The 26,346-nt window shown below is 40.6% G+C and carries 22 protein-coding genes; 9 read left to right on the forward strand and 13 right to left on the reverse strand.

Annotated elements, in window-relative coordinates; all coding sequences use genetic code 11:
* The first annotated feature begins 127 nt into the window (after positions 1–127).
* Complete coding sequence (gene glnL, locus AC4CVD_RS10180; RefSeq protein ID WP_004696555.1) at positions 128–1,237, forward strand: nitrogen regulation protein NR(II); 1,110 nt, start codon at positions 128–130, stop codon at positions 1,235–1,237.
* A complete protein-coding gene (glnG, locus tag AC4CVD_RS10185; protein WP_004696552.1) occupies positions 1,224–2,705 on the forward strand; it encodes a nitrogen regulation protein NR(I) in 1,482 nt (493 codons plus the stop codon). Before glnL ends, glnG begins: the two co-directional genes overlap by 14 nt.
* A 41-nt stretch (positions 2,706–2,746) precedes the next feature.
* On the opposite strand, the gene AC4CVD_RS10190 is transcribed toward glnG, so the two are convergent.
* A complete protein-coding gene (locus tag AC4CVD_RS10190; RefSeq protein WP_004696551.1) occupies positions 2,747–3,073 on the reverse strand; it encodes a hypothetical protein in 327 nt (108 codons plus the stop codon).
* 62 nt (positions 3,074–3,135) lie between these two features.
* On the opposite strand from AC4CVD_RS10190, the gene AC4CVD_RS10195 reads away from it, so the two are divergent.
* The gene (locus tag AC4CVD_RS10195) at positions 3,136–3,576 is read left to right on the forward strand and encodes a phosphohydrolase (RefSeq protein WP_078388764.1); all 441 of its coding nucleotides are present in this window, start codon (positions 3,136–3,138) and stop codon (positions 3,574–3,576) included.
* 102 nt (positions 3,577–3,678) lie between these two features.
* Entirely contained in the window at positions 3,679–4,587 is a 909-nt protein-coding gene (locus AC4CVD_RS10200; RefSeq protein WP_335999080.1) for a LysR family transcriptional regulator, read from the forward strand.
* Positions 4,588–4,889: 302 nt separating this feature from the next.
* On the opposite strand, the gene map is transcribed toward AC4CVD_RS10200, so the two are convergent.
* Positions 4,890–5,684: a type I methionyl aminopeptidase gene (gene map / locus AC4CVD_RS10205; protein WP_005400725.1), complete on the reverse strand. Its 795-nt coding sequence runs from the start codon at positions 5,682–5,684 to the stop codon at positions 4,890–4,892.
* A gap of 350 nt (positions 5,685–6,034) precedes the next feature.
* On the opposite strand from map, the gene brnQ reads away from it, so the two are divergent.
* On the forward strand, positions 6,035–7,321 hold the full coding sequence (gene brnQ / locus AC4CVD_RS10210) for a branched-chain amino acid transport system II carrier protein (protein ID WP_010326996.1): 1,287 nt from the start codon (positions 6,035–6,037) through the stop codon (positions 7,319–7,321).
* Positions 7,322–7,605: 284 nt separating this feature from the next.
* Here the strand turns inward: brnQ and AC4CVD_RS10215 are convergent.
* Positions 7,606–8,428, reverse strand: a protein-coding gene (locus AC4CVD_RS10215; protein ID WP_094148576.1) for an IS5 family transposase whose coding sequence is annotated in 2 segments (ribosomal slippage) — positions 7,606–8,046 and positions 8,048–8,428 — 822 coding nt in all. Because the reading frame shifts where the segments join, the coding sequence is not laid out codon by codon here.
* Positions 8,429–8,700: 272 nt separating this feature from the next.
* Here AC4CVD_RS10215 and AC4CVD_RS10220 point away from each other — a divergent pair.
* On the forward strand, positions 8,701–8,937 hold the full coding sequence (locus AC4CVD_RS10220; RefSeq protein WP_490753042.1) for a hypothetical protein: 237 nt from the start codon (positions 8,701–8,703) through the stop codon (positions 8,935–8,937).
* Positions 8,938–9,005: 68 nt separating this feature from the next.
* On the opposite strand, the gene AC4CVD_RS10225 is transcribed toward AC4CVD_RS10220, so the two are convergent.
* Positions 9,006–9,464, reverse strand: coding sequence for a hypothetical protein (locus tag AC4CVD_RS10225; RefSeq protein WP_183175529.1), 459 nt, complete (start codon positions 9,462–9,464; stop codon positions 9,006–9,008).
* Between the two features lie 123 nt (positions 9,465–9,587).
* Between AC4CVD_RS10225 and AC4CVD_RS10230 the strand changes: the two genes are divergently transcribed.
* From AC4CVD_RS10230 to AC4CVD_RS10240, 3 genes are all read left to right on the forward strand, one after another.
* Positions 9,588–10,445, forward strand: a complete 858-nt coding sequence (locus AC4CVD_RS10230; RefSeq protein WP_490753043.1) for an alpha/beta hydrolase family protein — start codon at positions 9,588–9,590, stop codon at positions 10,443–10,445.
* A 216-nt stretch (positions 10,446–10,661) separates the two neighbouring features.
* Positions 10,662–12,026, forward strand: a complete 1,365-nt coding sequence (locus AC4CVD_RS10235) for an amino acid permease (protein ID WP_004696534.1) — start codon at positions 10,662–10,664, stop codon at positions 12,024–12,026.
* A gap of 216 nt (positions 12,027–12,242) precedes the next feature.
* Positions 12,243–12,728, forward strand: a complete 486-nt coding sequence (locus AC4CVD_RS10240; RefSeq protein ID WP_004696532.1) for an Lrp/AsnC family transcriptional regulator — start codon at positions 12,243–12,245, stop codon at positions 12,726–12,728.
* Positions 12,729–13,036: 308 nt separating this feature from the next.
* On the opposite strand, the gene AC4CVD_RS10245 is transcribed toward AC4CVD_RS10240, so the two are convergent.
* The 9 genes from AC4CVD_RS10245 to AC4CVD_RS10285 form a co-directional block, all read right to left on the reverse strand.
* Positions 13,037–13,969: an IS5 family transposase gene (locus tag AC4CVD_RS10245; protein WP_490753044.1), complete on the reverse strand. Its 933-nt coding sequence runs from the start codon at positions 13,967–13,969 to the stop codon at positions 13,037–13,039.
* A 27-nt stretch (positions 13,970–13,996) separates the two neighbouring features.
* On the reverse strand, positions 13,997–14,155 hold the full coding sequence (locus AC4CVD_RS10250) for an AAA family ATPase (RefSeq protein ID WP_281963249.1): 159 nt from the start codon (positions 14,153–14,155) through the stop codon (positions 13,997–13,999).
* Between the two features lie 59 nt (positions 14,156–14,214).
* Positions 14,215–16,854 carry a bifunctional aconitate hydratase 2/2-methylisocitrate dehydratase gene (locus AC4CVD_RS10255; RefSeq protein ID WP_490753045.1) on the reverse strand — a complete coding sequence of 880 codons (2,640 nt, stop codon included), beginning with the start codon at positions 16,852–16,854 and terminating at the stop codon, positions 14,215–14,217.
* A 294-nt stretch (positions 16,855–17,148) separates the two neighbouring features.
* Positions 17,149–17,418 carry a hypothetical protein gene (locus tag AC4CVD_RS10260; RefSeq protein WP_125273286.1) on the reverse strand — a complete coding sequence of 90 codons (270 nt, stop codon included), beginning with the start codon at positions 17,416–17,418 and terminating at the stop codon, positions 17,149–17,151.
* A 121-nt stretch (positions 17,419–17,539) separates the two neighbouring features.
* The gene (locus AC4CVD_RS10265) at positions 17,540–17,899 is read right to left on the reverse strand and encodes a hypothetical protein (RefSeq protein WP_058869841.1); all 360 of its coding nucleotides are present in this window, start codon (positions 17,897–17,899) and stop codon (positions 17,540–17,542) included.
* 108 nt (positions 17,900–18,007) lie between these two features.
* On the reverse strand, positions 18,008–18,442 hold the full coding sequence (locus tag AC4CVD_RS10270) for an I78 family peptidase inhibitor (RefSeq protein WP_490753046.1): 435 nt from the start codon (positions 18,440–18,442) through the stop codon (positions 18,008–18,010).
* A 145-nt stretch (positions 18,443–18,587) separates the two neighbouring features.
* Positions 18,588–18,791: a hypothetical protein gene (locus AC4CVD_RS10275; RefSeq protein ID WP_004696512.1), complete on the reverse strand. Its 204-nt coding sequence runs from the start codon at positions 18,789–18,791 to the stop codon at positions 18,588–18,590.
* 207 nt (positions 18,792–18,998) lie between these two features.
* Complete coding sequence (locus AC4CVD_RS10280; protein ID WP_490753047.1) at positions 18,999–23,516, reverse strand: translocation/assembly module TamB domain-containing protein; 4,518 nt, start codon at positions 23,514–23,516, stop codon at positions 18,999–19,001.
* Between the two features lie 25 nt (positions 23,517–23,541).
* On the reverse strand, positions 23,542–26,295 hold the full coding sequence (locus AC4CVD_RS10285; protein WP_490753048.1) for an autotransporter assembly complex protein TamA: 2,754 nt from the start codon (positions 26,293–26,295) through the stop codon (positions 23,542–23,544).
* Between the last annotated feature and the right edge of the window lie 51 nt (positions 26,296–26,346).

Raw genomic sequence — 26,346 nt, forward strand, 5'->3', positions numbered from 1 at the left:
TTTCACTATACAAAATCAAAGTTGGCGTGCATTTTGCTTTATTTGCATCAATTCAGTCCGCTATTTGGAACGGTTAATGCTTTATCAAGATGCCATTGCGCTATTTTAATACAGGATACATTCGCTAATGGATCACCCTATTTCTATCGACTATCGCCTTTTAGTGGACAATTTGACCACTGCGATTTTATTGGTCGACAGTAAATTAAATATTTTTTACTTAAATTCCTCTTGCGAAGCATTATTTGATATCAGTCTTTTACGTGCCTCTGGCCAACCTGCGCTTAATTTACTCCATGCACCCAATGATGAGTTTAATACAGAAGAAGCACTCCTCAATACTCTAAACTCGGGACAACACTACACCCGTCGTGAAGCCATTATAAAGGTCAACTTTAAAGATATTCATGTTGACTATACCGTGTCACAGCTAAATTCAAATAAACCCTATCATCCTTTGCTTTTAATTGAGATCAATCCGATTGATCGGATGCTCAAAATTTCCAAGGAAGAAAACTTCTTACAACAACATCAGGTTGCACGCCAACTGATTCGCGGTGTTGCACATGAAATTAAAAATCCGCTAGGCGGAATTCGCGGTGCTACACAACTTTTAGCACGTAGCCTCAATGATCCTCAATATAGCGAGTTCACCGACATTATTATTAGTGAAGTCGATCGCTTACGTAATTTAGCAGACACCATGCTTGGTTCACGTCAGCTCCCAAGTTATGAGTTGGTCAATGTACATGAGCCTTTAGAGCGTGTTCGCTCACTCATTACCAACCAAACCAAAAAGAAAATTAAGATCACCCGTGATTATGATTTGTCATTACCTGAAGTGATGGCCGATCGTGATCAACTGATACAAGTTATGCTGAACATTAGCGTCAATGCAGTGCAAGCCATGACTGAAAATAAAGAGTTCTTTGTCGACCACCAACCTGAACTAATGTTACGCACCCGTATTCAACGTTTAGTGACCATCAATGGTGTACTGCAACGCTCTGTGGTACGGATTGATATCGAAGACAATGGTCCGGGCGTTCCAGAAGAAATTTTAGAATCCGTGTTTTACCCACTGGTCACGGGTCGTGCTAAAGGCACAGGACTGGGTTTAAGTATTGCGCAAAATATTATGCATCAACATAACGGAATGATTGAATGCCAATCTGTTCCCGGAAAAACAACTTTTAGCTTATATATACCTTGGGAGTTAAACCATGTCGCGAAATAAAATATGGGTAATTGATGACGATCGCGCCATGCGCTGGGTGCTGGAAAAAACGTTCAAAGAAGAAGGTTTTGACGTCACAAGTTTTGAAGAAGCTCAATCTGCTTTAGACCAACTCAGTTTAGATGCACCCGATGTGATCTTGACCGATATTCGTATGCCCGGCATAGATGGCTTAACTTTTTTAGCGAAAGTTAAAGCCAACTATCCTGATCTACCTGTCATTATTATGACGGCTCACTCTGACCTAGAGTCTGCTGTTTCAAGTTATCAAACAGGCGCATTTGAGTATTTACCCAAGCCTTTTGATATTGATGAAGCCTTAGCTTTAGTGAATCGTGCGATTTTGCACATCACCAAAATGCAGCAGCAAGAATCGGCAAAAACGGTACCACCGATTCAATCGACCGAAATCATTGGCGAGTCTCCTGCTATGCAGGAAGTCTTCCGCGCGATTGGTCGTTTGTCTCAATCACACATTACAGTGTTAATTAATGGTGAATCTGGTACAGGTAAAGAGTTAGTTGCGCATGCGCTACACCGCCACTCACCACGGAGCAGCAAACCTTTTATTGCACTCAACATGGCCGCGATTCCCAAAGACCTAATTGAAACAGAGCTTTTTGGTCATGAGAAAGGTGCATTTACTGGCGCCAATACCCAGCGCCAAGGTCGCTTTGAACAGGCCAATGGTGGAACGCTGTTTTTAGATGAAATTGGCGATATGCCTTTTGAAACACAAACGCGTTTACTGCGTGTCTTGGCTGATGGCGAGTTTTACCGTGTTGGTGGGCATATCCCAGTAAAAGTAGATGTACGTATTGTCGCGGCAACGCACCAAGACTTAGAAAAATTGGTACATGATGGTCGCTTCCGTGAAGACTTATATCACCGTCTGAACGTGATTCGCATTCACATTCCAAAACTGGCGCATCGTAGCGAAGACATCCCAATGTTAGCGCAACACTTCTTGGCACGTGCAGGCAAAGAATTAGGTGTAAGCCCTAAAATCCTTCGTCCTGAAACGCAAGAATATATGCAACAGCTGCCTTGGCAAGGAAACGTACGTCAGCTCGAGAACACTTGCCGCTGGTTAACGGTCATGATTACAGGACGTGAAGTTTATCCTGAAGACTTACCATCAGAGCTGAAGCAAATTCCAATTACCCGCTCAGGTGAAGATGCGCAAGCCGCGCAAAACTTAGATCGGATTGCAGTCCACCATTGGGATGAGTTGTTGGGTCAATGGGCTGTGCAAAAGCTGAAAAATGGCGAGATGAAAATCCTCGATATCGCAACCCCAATGTTCGAACGTACATTGATCATTGCTGCACTGCAACAAACCCGTGGCCGTAAACGGCATGCGGCTGAGTTACTCGGTTGGGGGCGTAACACCCTTACGCGTAAACTTAAAGAGCTAGGTATGGATACCGCAGATGATGAAAGTGAAGAAGAAGCTTTAGAAAACTAAGACAGATTCAAATAAAAGCGCCGCAATGGCGCTTTTATTTATTAAGCCGTAAAGCCTAAATAGCGTGAATAGCCTTCAACACCAAGTGGTGCTTTTAACATGATAAATTTTGGGTAACTGGCTTGAGTTAACTCTTCAAACATAATCACTTGATCATCATGTGCATGGAGATCATCAACACTGCGCTGCATGGTCGCTTCAAATTCATCTGTGATATATTCAAAACCAATGTCCATCGCAATAAATAAGGTATGCTCACAAGGCTGAACGTATTGTTCCTGAGACCAATCAATTACCTGTTGTTGGCAGTGTGGACACGCTACGGGATCTGTCGCTTCACAGTCTAGTGGGATCAATTGATAAGTCATAATTTAGTTTTTAAACAAAGATGCTGCGAAGTTTAGCATAGGATAAAGTACCTAGAATAATCATGTCGACTTTAGAAAAAGCCATTGCACTGGCTGCAACCCAACATGCGGGGCAACTCGATAAGGGCGGACAACCTTACATCTTGCATCCACTTCGCCTCATGTTGCAATTTTCCAATCCCACCCTACAAATCATTGCGGTGTTGCATGACATTTTGGAAGACACCGCAACGACTGCTGAAGACTTAAAAGCGCTTGGCTTTAGTGCCGAGATCATTCAATCCATACAAGCACTGACCAAACAAACAGGTGAATCACGTTTGGAAGCGGCTAAGCGCACTGTATTAAACCCTCTTGCAACCCAAGTGAAATATGTTGATGTACTCGATAATATGAACCTTACGCGCATAAACAATCCAACAGCACACGACTTTGCACGACTTGAAGAATATAAAGTGGTGCTTGAAATACTCAAACAAGCGAAAACTCAGCGAAACCCTTAAAATAGCTGAGTATTTTCAATTAAATCTCTACAATTTCAAAATTGACAAACTGCAACGATCACTTTTTAATTAAGCCTATCGTTGCACAAATGGACATCGTGAATGTTAAGCGATTTAGATGATTTTTATTGTTTTGCTCAAGTGGTTGAACATGGTGGTTTTAGCGCAGCCGAACGCGCAACAGATATTCCTAAATCCAAGCTCAGTCGACGCGTGTATAACCTCGAAGAACGATTGGGTGTCCGCCTAATTCAACGCAGCTCTCGACATTTCGCAGTGACCGATATTGGTATGAATATTTACCGTCATGCACAAGTGATGATGAATGCAGCACAAGCCGCACACGATTTGGTCGATCATCTCAGTTTACAACCGCGTGGGGTCATTAAACTCAGTTTGCCTGTATCGATTGCACAAAATGAAATTGCACGTACTTTACCGAACTTCTTAAAAACCTATCCCGAAATTAAAGTGCAAATGATGGTAACAAATCGCCGTGTGGATATTATTAACGAAGGTTTTGATATCGCGCTGCGGGTTCGCTCCAATCTAGACGATGATCCAAGTTTGGTAATTCGTAAATTTGAAAATATCGAGCAGCATTTATTTGCCAGCCAAGCCTACTTAAATGAATTTGGCGAACTGAAACAACCTGAAGATTTAAGCCAACATCATATACTAAGTATGGTTGATGAGCATTTAGATCAACATATCATCGTGCATAATGATGCGCAGCAACAAAAGAAAATACGCGTCAATCCTGTAGTGATGGGCTCTGATTTGAGTATGTTGGCTCAACTGGTCCGTAAGAACTGCGGTATTGCCTTACTTCCAGACAGCATCGTACAAGATATGGTGAAAAGTGGTGAGCTGGTTCGTGTCCTACCCGACTGGAAAGCACCACACGGTATTTTTCATGCGGTGTATCCTTCACGTCGTGGTTTATTGCCTGCTGTCCGCGTGTTTATTGACTATTTAATTGAACACCTTAGCTCAAATAAATCACTTTAAACTCTACACATGCTCAATGACATTGAGCCAATCTATTAGACAAAAAAAAGAGCTTAACCGAGGTGGATAAGCTCATAAACTTTCAAAATAAGAAACTACAGCGAGTATCTTGGAAACAATTTTAGTGACAAAATGAAGTATAGACCAATAGCTTGCATGTATAAGTTTTAATCAAAAAATAGCAAAAATGCGATAAATAAAGGGATTCAGAAATATCAGTGATTGCTTTTAATACTTAATTTAGCTTTTAAGTCACAAAGCTAGACCAAAGTCTAAAATTTAATCAACGACAAAACATCAACTTAAATTTCTGGATAACTGCCCGTACCTTCAGGCCAAGGTGATAGTAACTCAAAACCGGTTTCAGTCACGAGTACCATATGCTCCCACTGCGCAGTTAAAGACTTATCAGCAGTCACGACTGTCCAACCGTCCTTGAGCTCTTTGACATGCGCTTTGCCCATATTAATCATCGGCTCAATCGTAAACACCATGCCCGCTTTAAGCTGCATCCCCTTACCTGGTTGACCATAGTGCAATACGCTTGGCTGTTCGTGATAAACCTTGCCGATACCATGACCACAATACTCGCGTACCACACTATAACCTTCACGGTGCGCAACAGTTTGAATGGCATAACCAATATCACCAAGCGTTGCACCTTGCTTCACAGCATGAATACCTGCAACCATCGCCTCATAAGTCGTATCGACTAGCTTTTTGGCTTCCGGTTTCACTGTACCCACATAGTACATACGACTGGTATCACCAAAGTAGCCATCTTTAATAATCGCCACATCAATATTAATAATATCGCCATCTTTGAGTACAACATTCGGCGATGGAATACCGTGACAGACCACTTCATTTGGAGAAATACAGGTGGTTTTGGTATAGCCATGATAACCAATATTGGCAGGCGTCACTTTTAAGGTATTTACAATGAAGTCATGACAAATATCATCCAGATATTCAGTCGTAACACCCGGCTTTACATGCTCACCAATCATCGCTAAAACTTCGGCAGCCAAACGACCAGATATACGAAGTTTTTCTACATCTTGTTCAGTTTTTATGCTCACATTTAAGCCACGCATTGAAATATCCTCAATTATGAAGTCGCAAGTATAGACCTTTTCTCAATATTTTTGTTCAAACTTAAATCTTAGGGTAGCCTCCAACAACCAGCCTTTAAAAAATTTGTGTAATTTTAAAGCATTTGCACTACAACTTTTAATTTAGGAAAAATAGCGCCTCAAGCTTTTAATATTTATAATTTTTCTATTTTAAAATGGATAATCAATCACATATATCAACCTATTTTTTACAAGTTGATATATTCACTTTTCATCTTATAAAAAAATTTAATACTACCCATGAAATAAATTAGCCAAAAAAACACTTATGCACTAAAATCGTCCCCTTTGTTCAACTCGATCTCCCTTTTATGACAAGTCTGCGTACTCGGGATATTGTTGCTTTGGGTTTTATGACTTTCGCACTCTTCATTGGTGCGGGCAACATTATCTTTCCACCGATTGTGGCTCAGCAAGCGGGTGAGCATGTATGGCTAGCAGCTTTTGGTTTCTTAATCACTGCTGTGGGCTTACCTGTAATCACCATTATTGCGCTGTCACGTGTCGAAGGTTCGATTCAAATTTTAAGTTCACCTTTGGGTAAAATAGCCAGTCTCATTTTAACCATTACGTGTTACCTAACTGTCGGACCACTCTTTGCGACACCACGTACTGCAACCGTTTCTTATGAAATTGGTTTTTCATCTTATCTTGGAACATCAAGCAGCAGCTTGCTGATCTACAGTGCAATCTACTTTAGTGTAGTCACCCTCATTTCACTGTATCCAAACAAGATTTTAGACACGGTTGGCTATGTACTCTCGCCACTGAAGATTTTATCTTTAGCCATCCTTGGCATTGCGGCGATGATGATTCCAACGGGTTTCGTTCCGCCAGCCATCAATAATTATGTCGACAGCCCTGTTTCTGAAGGTTTTGTAAATGGTTACTTAACCATGGACACTTTAGGTGCTTTGGTTTTTGGTATTGTGATTATTCAAGCGATTCGTTCACGCGGTGTCAGCAACCCTAAACTGATCACGCGTTATGCGGTTATTGCGAGTATCATTTCTGGTATTGGTTTAACTGTAGTTTATCTCAGCTTATTTAAACTTGGCCTTGGAAGCCATGAAGTCGCAGCAAATGCGAGCAATGGTGCAGTGATCCTGCATGCATATGTTCAACATGCATTTGGTGACTTAGGTTCTATCTTCCTTTCTGCCATGATTTTTATTGCGTGTATGGTCACTGCCATTGGCCTGACCTGTGCTTGTGCTGAATATTTCAGTTCAATCACTAAAATTGGCTATAAAGTTTGGGTCTTCATTCTGATTGGTTTCTCTTTCATTATTTCAAACTTAGGTTTAACCAAACTCATCGCCTTTTCTGTGCCTGTTTTAAGTGCAATTTATCCACCTGCAATTGTGGTGATTATGCTGAGCTTTGGCTGGAAATTCTTTAATCATCCTCGCCGAGTGATTGCACCTGTTACAGCAGTGTCTTTGGTCTTTGGTCTTCTAGATGGTTTAAAAGTAGCAAACTTTGAACTGCCGTATGCGCTGACTCACTTACCTCTTGCAGAACAAAACCTTGCATGGCTTATCCCATCATTGGTGGTTTTTGTAATTGCTATTGTAATCGACAAAGTGAAAAAGTAAGCAAAAACTGATGTTGTTAAAGTCTGGTTTTACCCAAACCTGATTTTAAGCATGATCAATATTTGTCACATTTTATCCAAATGGACACATATTGTTTCATTTCTTTCTACATCAGTTTTTGTACATACTGATACATTTCATATACACCCCTAAAGTCGTATATCAACACCTTCATATCTCTTATAAATTTAATATTAGAAAATAAAAAATTCTTTAAAGCCTGTCCTAGCAAGCCATTCATGGCATCAATATTGCTTTATACAGTAGATCTCCTGCGAAAGTCATTATTGCAAGTTTATCCGGTTTACGAGTGCAGCAATTAAGTTAATGCGTAAGCCGAATCTTTTCCGTCTATTTCGATAGCGTTCACTTAATATTCTAAATGTTTTCAATTGACTATTAATGTGTTCGATCACAACTCGTATTTTTCCAACCATTTTATTGTACTTTTTCTCAACATCAAATAAAGGTAAATTCTTCTTTTTCTTTATTGGCATCAATAATTTAAAGCCATCTTGCTCTAATCCGTAGTACCCTAGATCAGTCATAACATATTCACAATGTTTGAATTTCTTAACCGTTTTTCTTGCCAATTTAATGTCATGCTGACTGCCATTCGATATATCTAGCCCTATGATTTGTTTGCTGTTCGGATGATAGATCACTTGTACTTTTAGCGTATATTTCTTCTTTTTACCACTGTAGAATTTACTCTGATTTTTTTTTCGGACGTTCTATTGAACATTCTGTCGCATCAATAATTACCCAGTTAAAGTGTTCGTCTGCCGTGGTAATGCTTCGTTTTGGCAGAGTAAAACGTCTTGATTTCATCAATGCATCTTCAACCTTTTTAATGGTTCGATTCACATTACTTTCAGCGATATGGTAATTTGCCGCTAATTCCAGTTGAGTGCTGTAGTTCCGTAAGTAATTGAGAGTTAATAACAACTGATCCTCTATATCTAAAGTATGAGGACGACCTGATTTCTTTTTGAGTGATTCTGCTTTTTCTAAAACCTCTACCATTTCAGTAAAAACATGTCGAGGTACGCCAACCAAGCGTTTGAATTCAGAATCTGAAAAACGATTTAATTTCTGATATCTCATGAAATTTATATTGAGGTGGTTTTTACTTTCGCAAGAGGTCTAATATATGTATAAGCTTACATACATCATTTATTTGTCATCTTATACGGTAACGAAATACTATTTATTCACTAAAAAAATGCTACACACATATTTTCTGATTGGTATAGCATAATTTCTCTGAAAAATAGTTGTTTTTGCTCTTGATCAACGCAAGTTTTAGCAGTACAACATTAAGAACTAATCCGACTAAACACATTGGTTTTTAGTCAAAAACTCAAGGAGGGATGGAGATGTTATCATTACATTTCAACAAGCAAGTCTTCATTAACGCTCTGAAGGCAAACAAGAATATGGTGACGTATTTAAGTACCACCATTGCCCTGATGGTCATTATGATCATGCATGGCTTAATTCAAGGTAACCTTAAAGCTGAATATTTTGCTTACGCTATCGTCGTATCATTTGCCTTTTATTTATGGGCAGTCGTCGATCAAAAATTCCGAAAGGCCTCACAGTCAATTGACTAGCAAACAGGTGGATGATTAGTCATCCACCTTTGTAAAAGTATAAAAATTAAAAAAACTATAAGAACAACTTAAAATAAACCTAAAAACATTCCCCACAACAAGCCTAACGTCGCCACAATTTCCCCCACAACCAATGCCATCATTGCCATTAGCATGATTGATTTGGGTAAAGTCCATTTGCCTAAAACATGTGGACTACGAAATTGGTTATTGGTGTCTTGCAATAGCCCATGCACAATATAGCTCAGTATCGAAAAGCTAAAAAAGAATAAATTAATTCCCACAAACAGCATATTCACAGGTTCAGGCCAGACTGAAATTGCGGCCATTACCGCAATAATTAAACTTGCAGGTGCATATAGCAAACTGCTGCGGTGTGCGATATCAACATAATAGTGCGCGCGAAACTGTGGTGAATGGCGAATTTGTGCATATTTCCATACCCCTGTCAGCATTCCAACAAATAGAAAAATCCCACTAAACAAAAGTGCGAATTTTACCGACATATCTAATTCAACAAACTGCATGTGTTTTCCTTTTTTATTTTCACCCTATTCTATACAGATCTACTTGACTTCAAAGTCATAGATTAGACAAGTTTCTTTTTGGAACTTAGGTAGAGTAGAAAAAAATTCAATACTTAACCAATTATGCAAAATTACGAAACTTTAGCTATTACCTGCTCTGACCATTATTCACTCAGTGGACGCTTTTATGCAGCCCAAGGTACACAACAAGCCCTACCTGTTTTAATCTGCCCTGCCACAGGTATTACCCAGCAGTTTTACCACCATTTTGCATCATGGCTTGCAGAACAAGGCTATGCCGTTTTGGTTTTTGACTTTCGCGGTATTGGTGAGTCTCTGCATGAACCACTTAAAAAGTCGAAAGCCAGCATCGTGCAATGGGGGCAATTGGATATCCCAGCGGCGATGGAGGTGTTATTGAATAAGACCCAAGCAAAACAAGTGATCTTGCTCGGTCATAGTGCAGGTGGGCAACTTTTAGGTATTAACCCAAACTATGAAAAAGTCGCAAAAGTCGTTGCTGTTGCAGGATCAACAGGCCACGTAAAAGATTTGAAAGGTCGTACCAAATTACTGGCTCCTGTGATGTTTAAACTGATCTTTCCTATTGCACGTTATACCTTAGGTTATGGACCGACCAATGCGATTGGCATGGGCGAAAACCTACCTAAAGATGTGGCACGTGATTGGGCACAGTTTTGCAGCAAACCTGGTTATGTAATTAATGCCTTAGGCAAAACAGTACAAGATGACTTCCACCGTGATATTCGCTGTCCAATCACAGCCATTTGGGCATCGGATGATGAAATTGCCACGCAAGTGAATGTCAAAGGCTTACTCAGCCTTTACCCAAATGCACAAACAGATCAAATTGAACTCAAACCACAGGCTTATGGTCATAAAGTCATTGGACATATGGCGATGTTTAAGCGCTCCCATCAAAACTTATGGCCTGAAATTGCAGCACAGCTTTCATCTTAAGGCGGTACATATCAAGCCAAGCCTATCGCCAGTTCAAGCAGCACTTACTTGACTGGCTTTATTTTCACCGCAAAACTGCAGCTTTCAGATAAAAACCAACGCTATTGATAAATTTAATTTCATTAATCGATAAATAAATATTATATTTCCACCACGAATTTTTATTAAGTCATAGTTCATGTGATGACTATCGCATGTGCTAGAGATGGATGAATCATGTCTGCACAACAGCAACCCCAGCTTAAGCATGGGCTGAGCAACCGCCATATTCAGCTGATTGCTTTAGGCGGCTCTATTGGTACAGGCCTATTTTTAGGCATTTCGCAAACCATTAAACTGGCTGGCCCTTCCGTTATTTTAGGCTACGCACTGGCGGGCTTAATTGCATTTTTCATGATGCGCCAGTTGGGTGAAATGGTGGTTGAAGAACCAGTAAGTGGCTCTTTTAGTTATTTTGCCTATAAGTTTTGGAGCCCTTTTGCGGGCTTTATGTCGGGTTGGAACTATTGGGTGCTCAATGTCTTGGTCTGCATGGCGGAACTAAGTGCCATAGGCCTCTATGTCCAGTATTGGTGGCCTGAAATTCCCACATGGATTTCAGCACTTGGTTTCTTTGTACTGATCAATGCCATCAATCTGTTACATGTCAAAGTCTTTGGTGAAACAGAATTTTTATTCTCCATGATTAAAATTCTCGCAATCATTGGCATGATTGGATATGGCGCTTGGTTACTGGCAAGTGGTCACGGTGGTGCACATGCCTCTATTTCCAACCTCTGGGCTCTAGGCGGTTTCTTTCCCAATGGTATTTCTGGCCTAATCATGGCGATGGCCATCATTATGTTTTCCTTTGGCGGGATTGAACTCGTTGGTATTGCTGCTGCGGAAACCAAAAATCCGACTACAACTATTCCTAAAGCAGTCAATCAAATTGTCTATCGTGTGTTGCTGTTTTACGTGCTTACGATCATCGTTCTGCTCTCATTATTTCCATGGAATCAAATCGCAGAAGGCGGTAGTCCTTTTGTTTTGATTTTTGACTCCTTAGGTAGTCAAGGCGTTGCAACTGTGCTGAATTTTGTGGTCTTAACCGCAGCCATATCGGTGTATAACGGTACCAGCTATGGCACGAGTCGTATGCTATTAGGTCTGGCAGAACAAGGCAATGCCCCACAGTTTTTAAAGAAAATTAACCAACGCGGCATTCCTTATGCAGCCATTTTATGCTCTGCGTTGGTGACCTTACTGTGTGTCGTATTGAATTATATCTTCCCAGAAAAAGCCTTTAAGCTGCTAATGAGCCTTGTGGTTTCAGCCATTGTGATTAACTGGATGATGTTGGCGTTGACCCATTTAAAATTCAAGCAACGTATGCTGGCATTGCAAAAATCAACCTTGTTTCCAACTTTGATTTACCCTATCAGCAACTATATCTGTATTGTATTTATGCTCGGTATTTTAGTGGTGATGTGGCTCACACCTGATATGCGAATTGCAGTAATGCTGATTCCACTTTGGATTGGCTGCTTAACTCTAACTTACTGGTTTAAACAAAGATCAAAAACGCAAAAAATACCATAAATAAGTCAGCAAACAGCGCCAATAAAAGGCACCCTTCCCTTTAAGGGCGCTGGTTGCAAATCAAAGTCAATTTCCCAAATGACTTTGATTGAATCACTTTATTGTAGTCATAACCGATGCAGAGTGTTTCTCTTTTATTTGCTTATTTTGAGTATTTATTGAGAAATATTTTCACATAAAATAGTTTATAAAGAAAATTATACGCAGGAATACGTTATGAATGACGCTCACTACGTTTTAGATAAAATTGACCGCCGTATTTTGTCTGAACTTCGCCAAGATGGCCGCCTGACTGTTACCCAGTTGGCTGAGAAAGTTGGGCTCTCGTCTTCTCCGTGCTGGACACGTGTAAAACGTCTAGAAAACCTCAATATCATTGAAGGCTATACAGCGAAGATTAATTCAAAAGCCATTGGTATTAATGAGCTGTTTTTTATTGAGATTACGCTTGAACGCCATGATGATGAAATCTTAGAGCAATTTAGTGAAGCACTGGCTTACATGCCTGAAGTGGTTGAAGCACATTTAGTAACTGGCGATTACGACTACTTACTCAAAGTCGCAGTGAAAAATGCAGAACACTATGAACGCTTTTTGCGTAAAAACTTATACTCAATGAAAGGTGTACGTCATACACGCTCCATTTTTGCCTTACGCCCTTTAAAACTCGAAAATAAATCCGACCTCATTATGATTGAGTGATTGCTGCAAATATTGTGTAAATGTGGTTTAATACACTCAGTATGAGATGAGCCTCTTACAGTATGTGCCTTAGATGTGCATACGACTAGCCCCTAACCATGGGGCTTTTTAATGTCTATACGTTTTAGAATACTGATATTTTAGATAGTGCAAATTATTCAAATACAAAATGGTAGCCAATAAAAAGCACCCCAAGGTGCTTTTTTATTAACGATATCATCTCTAAAAATATTAACCCAAAATACCAATTGAGAGCGGCTTTGTTGCACAAAGATTTGAAATGCAAAGCGCCCCTAATTGAGCCAAATTTAAGGCGTAACTTGGGTAAGTGGTCGACCTAATTCCGTAAATCTGTTAAGGACTGCTACACGTGCATGGATCTCATTCACTTGGCTATCAAAACTCCTTGCACTGAGTTTATCTCCTAATAATTTGATGCAATGCATCTTAGTTTCAACCAAACTTCGCCGATGATAGCCTGACCAATTTTTCCATATTGTTCTCCCTAAACGTTTAACTGTTCGAAGTAATTCATTTCGCTCTAGCGAGCTGGTCTTTGTATCTTTCCAAGGTTTCGCATTTTTTCTTGGCGGAATCACCGCATGTGCTTGTCGGTCTGCAATTACTTGACGGCATTGCTTGGTGTCATAAGCCCCATCAGTATAGACAGAGTCAATCTGCTCATCTTGTGGAATCTGATCGAGTAAATCACCAAGCACTTGTGAATCACTCACATTATTTGTAGTGAGTTGAATAGCGCGTATTTGAAGGGTTTCAGCATCTATACCAATATGAAGTTTACGCCATTGGCGACGATATTCAGGTTGGTGTTTCTTACGCTTCCATTCACCTTCGCCTAGAAACTTTAAGCCAGTAGAATCGACGAGTAGCTGGAGACCATTACTGCTTTTTTGATAGTTAATTGCAATATCAATATGCTTTTGTCTTCTACAAATGGTTGAATAATCCGGTGCTGTCCAATCTAATCTACAAAGATGAATGAGACTTTGCACAAAGCCAGTGACCATGCGTAAAGAAAGACGAAATAAGGATTTGATCATTAAACAGCATTGGATGGCTGTATCTGAATAAGTTTGATTTCGACCATGTTTACCTTTGGGTTGAGCGTACCATTGCGTCTTGGGATCAAACCAAATTGAGAGATTTCCTCGATTTATTAATGCACTGTTATAAGAAGACCAATTGGTTGTACGATAGATTTTAGGTGTGGGCTTATTCATTTGAGAATTATATTGTGGAATAAGCCTTTAGAGATAGGTTTGTGCAACAAAGCCCCTCAAAGCAAGTAAAACTGTAGTTTTACCTTCATTATTCCTACCAACTAAGACAGATTGATCTTTTAAATTAATTTGTCCACCATCAGTAATACTTCTGAAATTTTTAATTGTAAATTTTGTTAGTTTCATAAAAAAAGCCCCACCTAAGTGAAGCTTTTATAAACTACTGTATCTTAATTATCAATCAATTAAGTCAACTGAGCAGCAGCAATTTTCTTGGTATCAACATTCGCAGCAGCGTCAGTATAGTCGCCCATTTTGTCGAAGCTTAAGTATTGGTAGATGTCAGCAGACATGCTATCAATTTGAGCTGCATACTGTTGGTATTCTTCTGGAGTTGGTAATTTACCAAGTACAGCAGCAACAGATGCAAGTTCAGCAGACGCTAAGTAAACGTTCGCACCTTGACCTAAACGGTTCGGGAAGTTACGCGTAGAAGTCGATACACACGTTGTGTTCGGAGCTACACGTGCTTGGTTACCCATACATAATGAACAACCTGGCATTTCAGTACGCGCGCCAGCTTTACCATAAGTATTGTAGAAACCTTCTTCCATCAATTGACGTTCGTCCATACGCGTAGGTGGAGCAATCCACAAACGAGTTGAAAGTACGCCACCAGGAACTTTCTCTAACAACTTACCAGTTGCGCGGAAGTGACCAATGTTCGTCATACATGAACCAACGAATACTTCGTCAATTTTCACGCCTTGAACGTCAGAAAGCAATTTAGCGTCATCTGGGTCATTCGGGCAGCAAAGAACTGGTTCAGTAATTGTCGCAAGGTCAATTTCATACACTTTCGTGTATTCAGCGTCAGCATCAGCTTTAAGAAGTGATGGGTTCGCTAACCATTTTTCCATGTTCTCTACACGACGAGCCATAGTACGTGCATCGCCATAACCTTCAGAAATCATCCACTTCAACATTGTGATGTTTGATTTGAGGTATTCAGCAACTTTCTCTTCAGAAAGCGTGATAGAACAACCAGCAGCAGAGCGTTCAGCAGATGCATCAGAAAGTTCGAATGCTTGCTCAACAGTAAGGTCTGTTTCCATTTCTGTTAAGTCGATCTCAAGGATACGACCAGAGAAGATGTTTTTCTTACCTTTCTTCTCTACAGTTAAGTCACCTTGCTGAATCGCAACGTAAGGAATTGCATGTACAAGGTCACGTAGAGTGATACCAGGTTGCATTTTACCTTTGAACTTAACAAGTACAGATTCAGGCATGTCTAGTGGCATAACACCAGTCGCAGCAGCGAATGCTACAAGACCAGAACCCGCTGGGAATGAAATACCAATTGGGAAACGCGTATGTGAGTCACCACCAGTACCAACTGTATCTGGAAGAAGCATACGGTTTAACCAAGAGTGAATAATACCGTCACCTGGACGTAGAGACACACCACCACGGTTCATAATGAAATCAGGAAGCGAGTGTTGCATTTGAACGTCAACTGGTTTTGGATACGCAGCTGTGTGACAGAAAGATTGCATAACAAGGTCAGCAGAGAAGCCTAGGCAAGCCAAGTCTTTCAATTCGTCACGAGTCATTGGACCAGTGGTATCTTGCGAACCAACAGTCGTCATCTTAGGTTCACAGTAAGTACCTGGAAGTACGCCTTGACCTTCAGGAAGACCACATGCGCGACCAACCATTTTCTGTGCTTGAGTGAAACCTTTGCCAGTAGCAGCAGGTTGAACTGGAGTACGGAATAAAGTCGATGGAGCAAGACCAAGAGCTTCACGCGCTTTAGTTGTTAAACCACGACCAACGATTAAGTTGATACGACCACCCGCACGTACTTCGTCTAGAAGCACTGGAGTTTTAAGTTCAGCTTCAGCAATGACTGCGCCGTCTTTAGTTGCAGTTACTTTTGCAGCAGCATGATCAATGTTAAGAACGATTTCATCGCCCATGTTCATGTTTGCAACATCAATCTCGATTGGCAACGCGCCAGCATCTTCCATTGTGTTGAAGAAAATCGGAGCGATTTTAGAACCTAAGCAGTAACCACCGTCTTTTTTGTTCGGGATGTGAGCAATTTCGTCACCGAAGAACCAAAGTACAGAGTTAGTTGCTGATTTACGGCTTGAACCAGTACCAACAACGTCACCTACGTAAGCAACTTGGTTGCCTTTCGCGATCAAGTCTTTGATTTGGTTTAATGGACCAACTTCACCAGGAACTTCTGGGTTGATACCGTCACGTACGTTTTTCAACATTGCGTTTGCGTGCAATGGAATGTCTGGACGGCTCCATGCGTCTTGTGCAGGTGACAAGTCATCAGTGTTGGTTTCGCCAGTTACTTTGAAAACAGTAAGTTTGATTTCAGTCGGAACATCTTTACGAGTCGTGAACCATTCAGCATCAGCCCAAGATTGCATAACCGCTTGTGCATTCGCGTTACCCGCTTTTGCTTTGTCTGCAACGTCATGGAACGCATCAAATACAAGAAGCGTTTTCTTAAGTGCTTCAGCTGCTAATTCAGCAAGTGCAGCATCGTCAAGAAGAGCAACTAAAGGAGCAACGTTATAACCACCAAGCATAGTGCCTAGTAAGTAAACCGCACGTTCTTTAGAAACTAATGGTGAAGTCGCCTCGCCTTTAGCCAAAGCAGCTAAGAATGCAGCTTTAACATATGCAGCTTGGTCAACACCCGCTGGAACACGGTTTTCTAGTAAATCAACTAAAAATGCTTCTTCGCCAGCTGGTGGGTTTTTTAATAATTCAACTAATTCAGCTGTTTGAGCATCGTCAAGTGGCTTCGGTGGGACTCCGAGTGCGGCACGTTCTGCAACGTGTTGGCGGTAAGCTTCTAGCACGGTGTTATTCCTCTTTTTTAAAAAATTATTTACGTATTCCTGCTTTAAATAAAGCTACGTAAATAATATGGACTGCTTAATTTTACTAAAATTCCAGTTAAAAGTTAATGCACTACAAGTGTTTCTTCGTGATGCCCATTATTTTCTAACTAAATGATGTTCATATCGATTGGACATAAAAACAGCAATATAGTCAGATCGTTTGGAATTGTTTCACATTAACTTTGAACTGCCATTTAAAAACAAAAAAGGCAACCTATGTTGCCTCTTTTTACGCAATATAAATATTCAACCTTAGTGTACCGTTGTCGCTTGAATATATTGTTTGAAACTTTCACGGCAACCTTCAAATTTCATCTGAATTTCGTCCTCATGTAAATTTTGATGTGCAGAGCTTGCAAAAGAAATTTGTACTAAAATTCGTGTAGGTTCATGGTCAAGTGCGTGTTTGAAGTATACATGGTCACCCAAGCTAAGGACATAATGACCACCGCCAATTACGGCCACACCATTTTCATCTTCCAAGAGTAAATCAGCGTGATTTAAATAGCCAACAACTTCCATTTTCTGCTCCTCTCGTTTTTTATTCTATGTTCATTATTCTTTATTTTTATATGCTTTGCTATATATATGATTTAGAGTTTTGTCACAAAAAGTTCCATGCAAAAAATAAAAAAACCGTTCCTTAGAACGGTTTGTAATCTGGCATTTCAGTATGCGGTGTTGCAATACATTTTTCAGTATATTTCACACGAATTTTTTCACGCGCACCTTCAATATCGGATTTAATTTCAGCCTCAGGTAAAGCATAAACATCTTCAATAATTTCTAACGCAAATGCCTTAGTCATTTCGTCTTCAACTTTATTGGCATGCTCAATCGCTTTATCTTTTTCAATGGCATTTTGACGGTCTAACATAATTGAACGTGCTGCATTACCAATACTTTTACAATAGCCATGCCATTGCTCTTCTGGTGTTAACGGTTTTTTTTCAGCACAACCCACCAGTGCAATCACAGCAGCCAAAGCGAATAACTTTTTCATTACAACTCTCCTATTCGCCCTATCATAATCAAACTTTTTCAAATGAAGAACCATTACCCACTTTAAATAGTATAAAAGCCCAAATTTGGGCTTTTATACTTAGAAAAATTAACCGCAGCTTGCTTGAACTACTTTATTGGTTTTCGGATCGACTGTTACTGTCACACGGTCTTCGCGATAATCCATAGTCACAGGCTGCCCTGATTGTACTAAGCGTACCATCTTCGCACTGGTTTTTTGCTTAATCTGTGCTTCAGTTAAATTTGACTGACCAATCAAAGCTGTCGCTTGCTCAGCAACACATTTGCTTTGACTAGCACGGAAAAGTGCCCATTCTTCAATGATTTGACCATTCGGTAAATGGCAATAGCCTACTTCACCATTAGCCTCTTTTCGAATCTCTAATTTACCACCCTGTTCAACACAGTACGTACTGGCAGGATTAGCCATTCCCAAAGTTGGTTTGTCAGTTTCATTCTTTTGCGCAGTACTACAACCCGAAATAGCAGCAACCATTAATCCAAGCATTACGATTTTTTTCATAAAAAAAATTTCTTTAAATAAAAGATCAACATAGCAAATATATTTAAAAAAAACTGTGCGAGTTTTGCAAAATTTAAGATTATATAAAAAAGCCCATCACTTGACGGACTTTTTTATATTGAAAAGCTGTATTTTCAGGTCATTTTTAATTGACTGAGTGAATATCAAGCTCTTCATTTTTCGCTAAAACTACAGATGCTAGAATTGGAGTACCTAAAATGAACGGCATAGCAAAGATCCAAAAGACCACGGTATAGTGCGGATCAAAGAAAAACTGGATAGCAAGCGCCACTAAAATTAAAACTGAAAATAAAATCACTGCAAAGCGTATTACAAAATTGATCGGCATAGGGATCATCACTCTAAATTTAGCAAGTCCATTTACTATACACCTACTTTCATTATGGTTTAATTGATTTTAAGTATCTAGTGTCTGTTATTCATAGGTTTTCTTCATCTATCAAATAAAGAATTTTATCAAATGACGAATTAAGCTTTTTTAACACCTAAAAATAAAGCCTACATGATGTAGGCTTTATTTGGCAGAAGAGCAGCTTTAGAACTTCCAGTTATAGAAGACGTCGATGGCACGCTCTAATGACTGACTCGCCTCTAAGTACATACGTTTGTTCATTTGATAACGCAGAGTCAGTTTATTGACTGGTGTAAAGACACCCACGCCATAACGAATATATAAGTCAGGTGTAATATAACCCGTCAGGCTGACTTGTGTGTCATCCCCTGTGCCTTGCGCATCCAACGCCAAACCGCTTAAGCCAAAAGTACGTCCAATTTGGTTCGTAAAGGCGCGTGTACCGCCTAAACCTAAACTAATCCCTGCGGCAGCAATGGTGTTGTTGACATCTGACTTGAAGCCTTCCGTTTGACTTAAACCGCTTGTACCTTCGTTAATGCGGCCTGTAATTAACGCATTCAAAGCCTCTTGCTCAGACAGCCCTGCATCGTTATAGACTTGAATATTTGGTGACGTTGCCGTTCCCGTCACACGGAAACCCACCGTACTGCCTTGTACATTTTTATTTGCATCGACATCCAGTGTTGGGTTGCTCAACACACCGTTAAAACGCGCAATGGCACGGTTTAAATCCAAACTCTGCCCATAAGCTTCAATTTTAACTTTCTGACTTACCCCAATTGCACCATTGGCACGCATTGCGGTTTCAGCACCGCGCTGCGATAGATATAAACGTCCTAACAATGGAATACGGCTATTAAACCCTTGGAACACAACTTGATTACCTAGTCCAACCATCAGATCAGCACGAATATCCCAAGGTTTTGCGCTATTTAAAATCGCCAATTGGTTTTGACCTTCTCTGACCACGCGTACGTCAGACGATACATTCACCACAGGTACAGATGCTTCAGGCATCGAAATAAGCGCACGAGGAACTTGAATTTCACCGTTTAAGGTTAATTTCTTACTCAACGGTAAAACATCCAGTGTGATTTTCGGTGTCACTAGCGCGGTAATTAATGGCGCTTGGCGAATCAGTAAATTTTCTCCATTCAACTGAAGCTGAATGCGTGGATCATTTTTCCAATCTACCGTCCCTGTAAGTGTGCCCACCCCACGACCACTGTTAAAAGCACCATTGATGGTAGCTTGGTCTTGGCGTATAGCGGAATACAGCTGAATATTGGTCAAGTTGACTGGCAGTGAAATCATACTAATCGAACCATCTTTCAGGCGGACATCGCCTGTCAGTAGTGGTGCTTTTAACGTTCCATTAATCTTACCTGCATACGAAATTGTTCCACCCATCGAACGTACATCAGCAATGAAAGGTTTAAAGACTTTGAGTTGTACCTGATCAAATGCAATTTCACCTCGCATTGGCATACTGTCCCGATACGGATCAATAACCACATTGGCATAGCCCACACCAATTTCAGGCGTTTTGACATCCAAACGGATTTGTAAACCTTCCGCAATGCTTTTGGCAACCAACGCCACTTGTTCATATTTTAAGGTTGAGCCCATATCTTGTGGGTCATCCGCCGCCAAGCCAATCACACCATCTCGAGTGACTAAACGCGCATCAATTTTTGGTTTAGACCCTTGTGCCCAAACTGCTTTAGCATGTCCATTTAACTTACCTGTAATTGCTAATCCTTCCGGCATAAAGGCAGCAAAGTCGTTTAAGTCAAGGTTTTGAGTCAAGAATGAAATATTGCCACGTGTTTTACTGACACGAATCGGTTGATCAAAACACAACTGACTTTGTTGACTCATCCAACAATGCACACCAATCAACAAATCTGCTTTAGCACTGTTATAGACCACGGCTGCACTTTGGCGCTGTACCAAACGTGCACGTAAAGAGTCAAAATCACCTTTTTGGATCTGACCTAACCAATCATTTTGCGCATTAAAACCACCTGCCAATTGCACATAAAATTTCGACTTTTCGTTTTGTGCAGAAACTTTTAATAAATGGGCTTTACGAATACCTGCCAGTGAAATTTCACCTTGTTGAATTTCACGGTTACCGCTTCTTAAGCTTTCCATTTTTGCAGTCAATAATGATGGCGTTGTTTCCGATGTCGGTAATTGCCCGACAATGCGTAATTTACGCATATCAATCAGATCTTTAAAGCCAAAATTATCCACTGCTATGTTTGCGGTAGCTCTTAAACGTGGTTGAGATTGGATATTTAAATAGCCGTAGGCACGGCCACGTAGGCCCGCATAAACTTCATACAGTGCAGGTGCATTAATATTCAGTCTCAGGTTTTGTGCATTACCCGTAGCTTGCACTTGGTTTTTGGCATAAGCCAACAGTAGATTATTCGCTTCAAACTGTTGCGGTAAAAAGCCCTTTTCGCTGGAGTTAAGCACCAAAGCTAAATTACCTGTGCCACGGACTGGTTTATTGTTCAGCGTACCTGCGAGGTTTAAGCTCTCAATGTTAATGCGTTTTAAAGCATCCGACCATGTACCTTTAGTTTTCACTACACCAGACAATTCACCTTTAACACTAGATGCAAAATATTGTGGTTTAAAACGAATGAATGCTGCATTCACATCCCAAGTGATACCGTGAATAAAATGCACCAAACCACTGGCATTAATTTGACCTGCCACACCATTGTGTTTCAACTCAGTTACTTTAATAAACTCAGGCGTTCCTGAAAGTTTTAGGTTTAACGTGCCCTGACTGGCTTCAAACTGGCTGGCTTTTAAAGCACCATCATAGTTCACTGCATAGCCTCTGAAAGCACCACCAGCTTTTTCATCATTAAACAGGAGTGCCGCTGTTGACTTACCCGTTAAGTGAACCGTTTCATTATTGCCCACCATTTTTCCAGTCAGATCAATGCCCTGTAGCTGAATGATTTGCTGATTCGGTTTGGCATAGCCACTTGCTTGTAGCTTTCCGTTCAATAGATTAACCGGTGAAGCTTCTGCCACCATTTGCGGGTTAAAATCTTTCGCGTTTAAAACGGCTTTCCACTTCAGTTGACGTTTCTCATCTGGCAGCTCAACCACCGCATTACCACTTAAGCTTCCCTTGCCTGCCACATAACTAAAACTCGGCACATTTAAATTATTATTTTTAAAATTTAACTGTGCGAGGTAATTACCCGCAGGTAATGTCGCTTTTTCGTGTTGACTCACAACAGTTGCAACATGAATATCTTGCTGACCTTCAACTAACGCCAGTTTTACATCCCCTGAAGCACTACTTAACCAGCCGATATAAGGCACAGCACGGTCAATATTTTTCCAAGAGACATCCATCAACATTGGCTGGACTTTGTTATTTTTCTCTGGGTTTTGGTCTAGTTTGAGATGCCATGCTTCATAACGATCAAAGTCTAGATCTGCAGTTAAGTGTAAACCTTTTTCAAGCGTACCTTTGGATGCAATTTTTGCATCCAAACTTGGTGGTAGAAAGTCAGAAACTACTTGTGGCAGTACATCATCTTTAGGATTGATTTTATCTAAACGACCTTGTATGTCCCAAGTGATATGATCCTTCCAACTTACCACACCACCCAGATTGACCGAACCTTTCATCAACTGAGCATTTAGGTTATCAATGTCAAGTTGATGAACCAAGTCGGTATGCATCAAAGCTGTATATTGACCTTTTGGAATATCTTTACCACTCAGATCTGTATTTAAGTCGATATTTAAACGTTCTATATCACCTGAAAATTTAGCAACGCCTTTTTCAGCATAGAGTTTGTAATCGGTCAGGAGCGGTAAGTTGTAATGATTAAATTTAAGCTGACCTTGCATCGGTACATGCTTACGTACAGGGTGCAAAATGGCCCAACCCGTCAACAGGTCAGGTGTCCGCGTTGCAAAACCCGCTTGAATAGTATCCAATGTCCCTGTTGCGTGTACAGCAATATCATGCACATTTAAACTATCACGCAGTGCCGGTAGGTTGGCAATAGCAGTCGCCTCAAGTGGATATTTCCCTGAGAATTTCATTTTCCCAGTTGCATTACGAACTGCTAAATAGCCCATGTCCATGCGAGAGTCTTCAAACTCAAGTTCCGTCCCCGACCAGAGGGCATTATTTAAATGCACATCATAAAAATCTACTTGGGCATCGGATGCAGTCCGGATATTTAAATGATCAATATCTGCTGTATCTAAACGTAAAACAAAGGGTAATTTAATTTCGCTGAACTTAAAGGGTTCATCACTCGGTTCACCTTTGGTAATGATGCGCAAATTGCGTACATCAGCTTCACGTAGATGAATCTCCTTATCTAAGATGGCACGCCAACCCAAAATCACGTCAGCACGGTCAATTTTGACATCGACAGGCTTTAAGGTAACCACCACATTTTTAAGAATAATACCCTTCAACAGATTACCGCCTTCATACTCATATTGGATAATCTGCTGACGTTGCAAAACTTGGTCGAGTAAAAACTTACTGCCTTTATCGGTAGAAAACATGACCGCAAGCGATATCACCAACAAGATGAGCGTCAACAACAGCGTCAAAAGGACACTTCTAAGAATACGTCGCTGTTTGGCAAGCGGCGTAGGTGGTGTTGGTTCTTGCTGCTGTTCTACTTCAACCATAGTCTTCCCAAAAAAGTGTTAAATATTATAATAATGAGCCAATAAAGAAATGCACACGTATCGGATGACTATCATCAGAAATACCTGAAGCTACATCGATCCGGATCGGTCCTATCGGTGATGCCCAGCGCACACCAAGACCGACACTGTATTCGGTGTCATTGCTAAAATCTGTATCATAAGCATTACCAAAGTCGCTGAATACTGCCGCACGCCAGCCTTCTTTAAATTGGTAATTGTATTCCATGGAGCCGACAGCTAAGGCTTGACCACCCACTTTAAAACCATCGACCACAGGTGACAAACTCTTGTAGTCAAAACCACGAATGCCTTGGTCTCCACCCGTGAAATAACGTAAGTTATAAGGGACTTTATTAAAGTCTGAGGTAAAGATATAACCGAGATCACCACGTCCAACAAACTGGTGATTATCATTTTCACCCAATGAATAGATAAAACGCCAACCCGCATTTACGATGGCCATATCTGCATCTGAAAGTAGGCTTTCGCTTCCCAGTTCAATTTTATAAGTTTGTTTAATTCCCTTACTTGGGTTTACACGCTTATCGCTATCGATTCTAGAAATTTCATAGCCCAATAAAAGCGACTCTTGCTCAGGGTCATTATTTGCAATAAATGCATCCGGCAAATCATCTACATTCGCCGAACCCTTTTGCGTTAATCGATCTAAACGGTAACGCACCCCATAGGTATGTTGCCAATTCCCCATTGGGTTTTTGATAACACGGTCAGCCCCAGCAACAGCAGATTCAGTGAGTAAGTTTACGCCTTGTCCGATGTCATCTCGTTCTTCACGCTCATAACCTCCCACGAGACTGATATAATCATTTAGTGGATGCTTATATGGGATATTATAGCGACCATCAATAGCCTGTCGAATTTCTGAAAGTTCTAAGTTGGCATCAAAAGAGTGTCCACGCTGGTTCACAATCGCACGGCGATACTGTGTACGTAAACGAGCACCTGAGTCACTACCATAACCTGCCCCGACTTCTACACTATTTAACTGGTCTGCATTTAAAGTAACTTTAACAGGAATTACTTTTGTTTCCCGAGCTTCAAGTTTTAAACGCTCTTCTTCACTTTGTTTGGTTTCTTGTGCGGTGCGAAGCGCTGCTTGTGCTTTATTCTGCTCAGGATCATTGACACCGGCAAACTGTGCCTCACTGACCACAGACTGTGTCACTTCACGATTCGAAGCAACCTTCTTTTTCTCTTGAACCAAAACATCCTGACGAGAAAGTTGTTGATCATCGACCAACTGCTGTAAATCAGGCGGTAACTCACGGATTCCTTCAACCGGATCAGGTCGAACAGCATCTACCAAACTGTAGTTGAAGTAACGTGAGTTGGTCAAATTATTGGCCAAACCATTAACACGCCAAAAGGTATAGTCCGCGCCAGGCTCCCAAGTCACTAAACTTTGTAAAACATCTAAATCAATAGGCAGTGGTTTGCTTGGATCACTCATCACAAACTCAACACCGCCGAGTTTATAACGTTGACCTGTTTCATAACGTAAGTTAATGTCTGCCGTATTTTGCGGCTGCTCAACTTTCACATCATGTAAACGCCAGTAACTATCAAAGAAACCGTTATTGCTGGCCGCATCATTAATTCGTGCTTTGGTCGACTCGTATAAGCCGTGGTGCAATACATCACCGATGTCTTGCTCCGGTAAGACTTTAATCACTTGGAACTGCGGTAAGTACTGACCTGCACCACTAAACTCGATGTTTTGTTCTTCAATCCGTACAGGTGTATTCGGTACCACTTGAATGCGCACACGGTTACTGCTGGTTTTTTCAAACTTAAACTCAGCATTATAAAACCCGACGGCTTGAGCGGCTTGGTTGGAAAGTGAACGCAACTGTGGCAGTGCAGAAGGAAAGTCTTCAAAAGACTCTTCGGTAAAGCTAGAAACTTTGCCTTTAATATTTTCTTTTAAATTAACCAAAGCGGCCTGATATGCTTTATTGGATATTTCACCTTCATATTTCGCATTGATGATTTCGACATCCGCACTGATCCTCGGAACTTTTGCAGTATCCAATTCTCTTGGTGGTCGAATTTTATAAAGCATGCGTTTAAAGAAATTAGGTTCTTTGGCAATTTGCTCTTCAGCACTCATGCCAAAATCTAAAGTATTTCCTTCCGTGTTGGCTTCTACTGAAATTTTACTGTCTGCTTGAATACTTTGCATCAGTTGATCAACATTGACCGGAGCTTGATTAATTTCCGCCATTTCCTGCTGAGTTGCATCGCTCAGCACCAACTCGGTCGTTTTACCACTTCGGTAAGCTTGAGCTTCTGCTTTCGCTTGCTCAGCCACCTGATAAATATCATTGGCCATGCCTTGATCAACTTGTACAGTTGGCAAATCTTCAAGATCATCAAACTTAATCGGTGCAAATTCAGGTAAATTTTTTAAAGCTGTCTGTTGCTGTTGCAACATTTGCATACTGTCTGGAACCGTGGGCCGAATTACAGCATTTTCAACTTTTTTTAATTTGTCCGCGCTACCCATACCTTGACGAATCGCTTCTTTTTTAATGTCTTCAGTGAATTGTGTAGAATTTTGTGGCTCGACTTGTACGTTACTTGGTTCAATCACAACGGGGGTTTCAGCCAAAGCCGCTTGTGACAAAAGCGTTAAAAAGATACTCAGACACAAATATTTATTGTTATGATGCCACGGTATGAAAGAATTCATACTCAATGAAAGAGTCGACTTTTTAAATTGTGTTTTGGCAAGCATAGAAAACTCTAAATTTATTTAATCGTTATGGATTTGCTCTAATGAATTGTC

The sequence above is a fragment of the Acinetobacter sp. LipI_23 genome (assembly GCF_058243045.1).

Excerpts from the sequence above, each read along its gene's own strand:
- AC4CVD_RS10230 (WP_490753043.1), top strand. The coding sequence starts at position 9,588 with ATGCAAAATTACGAAACTTTAGCTATTACCTGCTCTGACCATTATTCA.
- AC4CVD_RS10235 (WP_004696534.1), top strand. The coding sequence starts at position 10,662 with ATGTCTGCACAACAGCAACCCCAGCTTAAGCATGGGCTGAGCAACCGC.
- AC4CVD_RS10240 (WP_004696532.1), top strand. The coding sequence starts at position 12,243 with ATGAATGACGCTCACTACGTTTTAGATAAAATTGACCGCCGTATTTTG.
- glnG (WP_004696552.1), top strand. The coding sequence starts at position 1,224 with ATGTCGCGAAATAAAATATGGGTAATTGATGACGATCGCGCCATGCGC.
- AC4CVD_RS10260 (WP_125273286.1), bottom strand. The coding sequence starts at position 17,418 with ATGGAAGTTGTTGGCTATTTAAATCACGCTGATTTACTCTTGGAAGAT.
- AC4CVD_RS10285 (WP_490753048.1), bottom strand. The coding sequence starts at position 26,295 with ATGCTTGCCAAAACACAATTTAAAAAGTCGACTCTTTCATTGAGTATG.
- brnQ (WP_010326996.1), top strand. The coding sequence starts at position 6,035 with ATGACAAGTCTGCGTACTCGGGATATTGTTGCTTTGGGTTTTATGACT.
- AC4CVD_RS10245 (WP_490753044.1), bottom strand. The coding sequence starts at position 13,969 with ATGAATAAGCCCACACCTAAAATCTATCGTACAACCAATTGGTCTTCT.
- glnL (WP_004696555.1), top strand. The coding sequence starts at position 128 with ATGGATCACCCTATTTCTATCGACTATCGCCTTTTAGTGGACAATTTG.
- map (WP_005400725.1), bottom strand. The coding sequence starts at position 5,684 with ATGCGTGGCTTAAATGTGAGCATAAAAACTGAACAAGATGTAGAAAAA.
- AC4CVD_RS10280 (WP_490753047.1), bottom strand. The coding sequence starts at position 23,516 with ATGGTTGAAGTAGAACAGCAGCAAGAACCAACACCACCTACGCCGCTT.
- AC4CVD_RS10220 (WP_490753042.1), top strand. The coding sequence starts at position 8,701 with ATGTTATCATTACATTTCAACAAGCAAGTCTTCATTAACGCTCTGAAG.
- AC4CVD_RS10265 (WP_058869841.1), bottom strand. The coding sequence starts at position 17,899 with ATGAAAAAGTTATTCGCTTTGGCTGCTGTGATTGCACTGGTGGGTTGT.
- AC4CVD_RS10270 (WP_490753046.1), bottom strand. The coding sequence starts at position 18,442 with ATGAAAAAAATCGTAATGCTTGGATTAATGGTTGCTGCTATTTCGGGT.
- AC4CVD_RS10250 (WP_281963249.1), bottom strand. The coding sequence starts at position 14,155 with ATGAAACTAACAAAATTTACAATTAAAAATTTCAGAAGTATTACTGAT.
- AC4CVD_RS10190 (WP_004696551.1), bottom strand. The coding sequence starts at position 3,073 with ATGACTTATCAATTGATCCCACTAGACTGTGAAGCGACAGATCCCGTA.
- AC4CVD_RS10200 (WP_335999080.1), top strand. The coding sequence starts at position 3,679 with ATGTTAAGCGATTTAGATGATTTTTATTGTTTTGCTCAAGTGGTTGAA.
- AC4CVD_RS10225 (WP_183175529.1), bottom strand. The coding sequence starts at position 9,464 with ATGCAGTTTGTTGAATTAGATATGTCGGTAAAATTCGCACTTTTGTTT.
- AC4CVD_RS10275 (WP_004696512.1), bottom strand. The coding sequence starts at position 18,791 with ATGCCGATCAATTTTGTAATACGCTTTGCAGTGATTTTATTTTCAGTT.
- AC4CVD_RS10195 (WP_078388764.1), top strand. The coding sequence starts at position 3,136 with ATGTCGACTTTAGAAAAAGCCATTGCACTGGCTGCAACCCAACATGCG.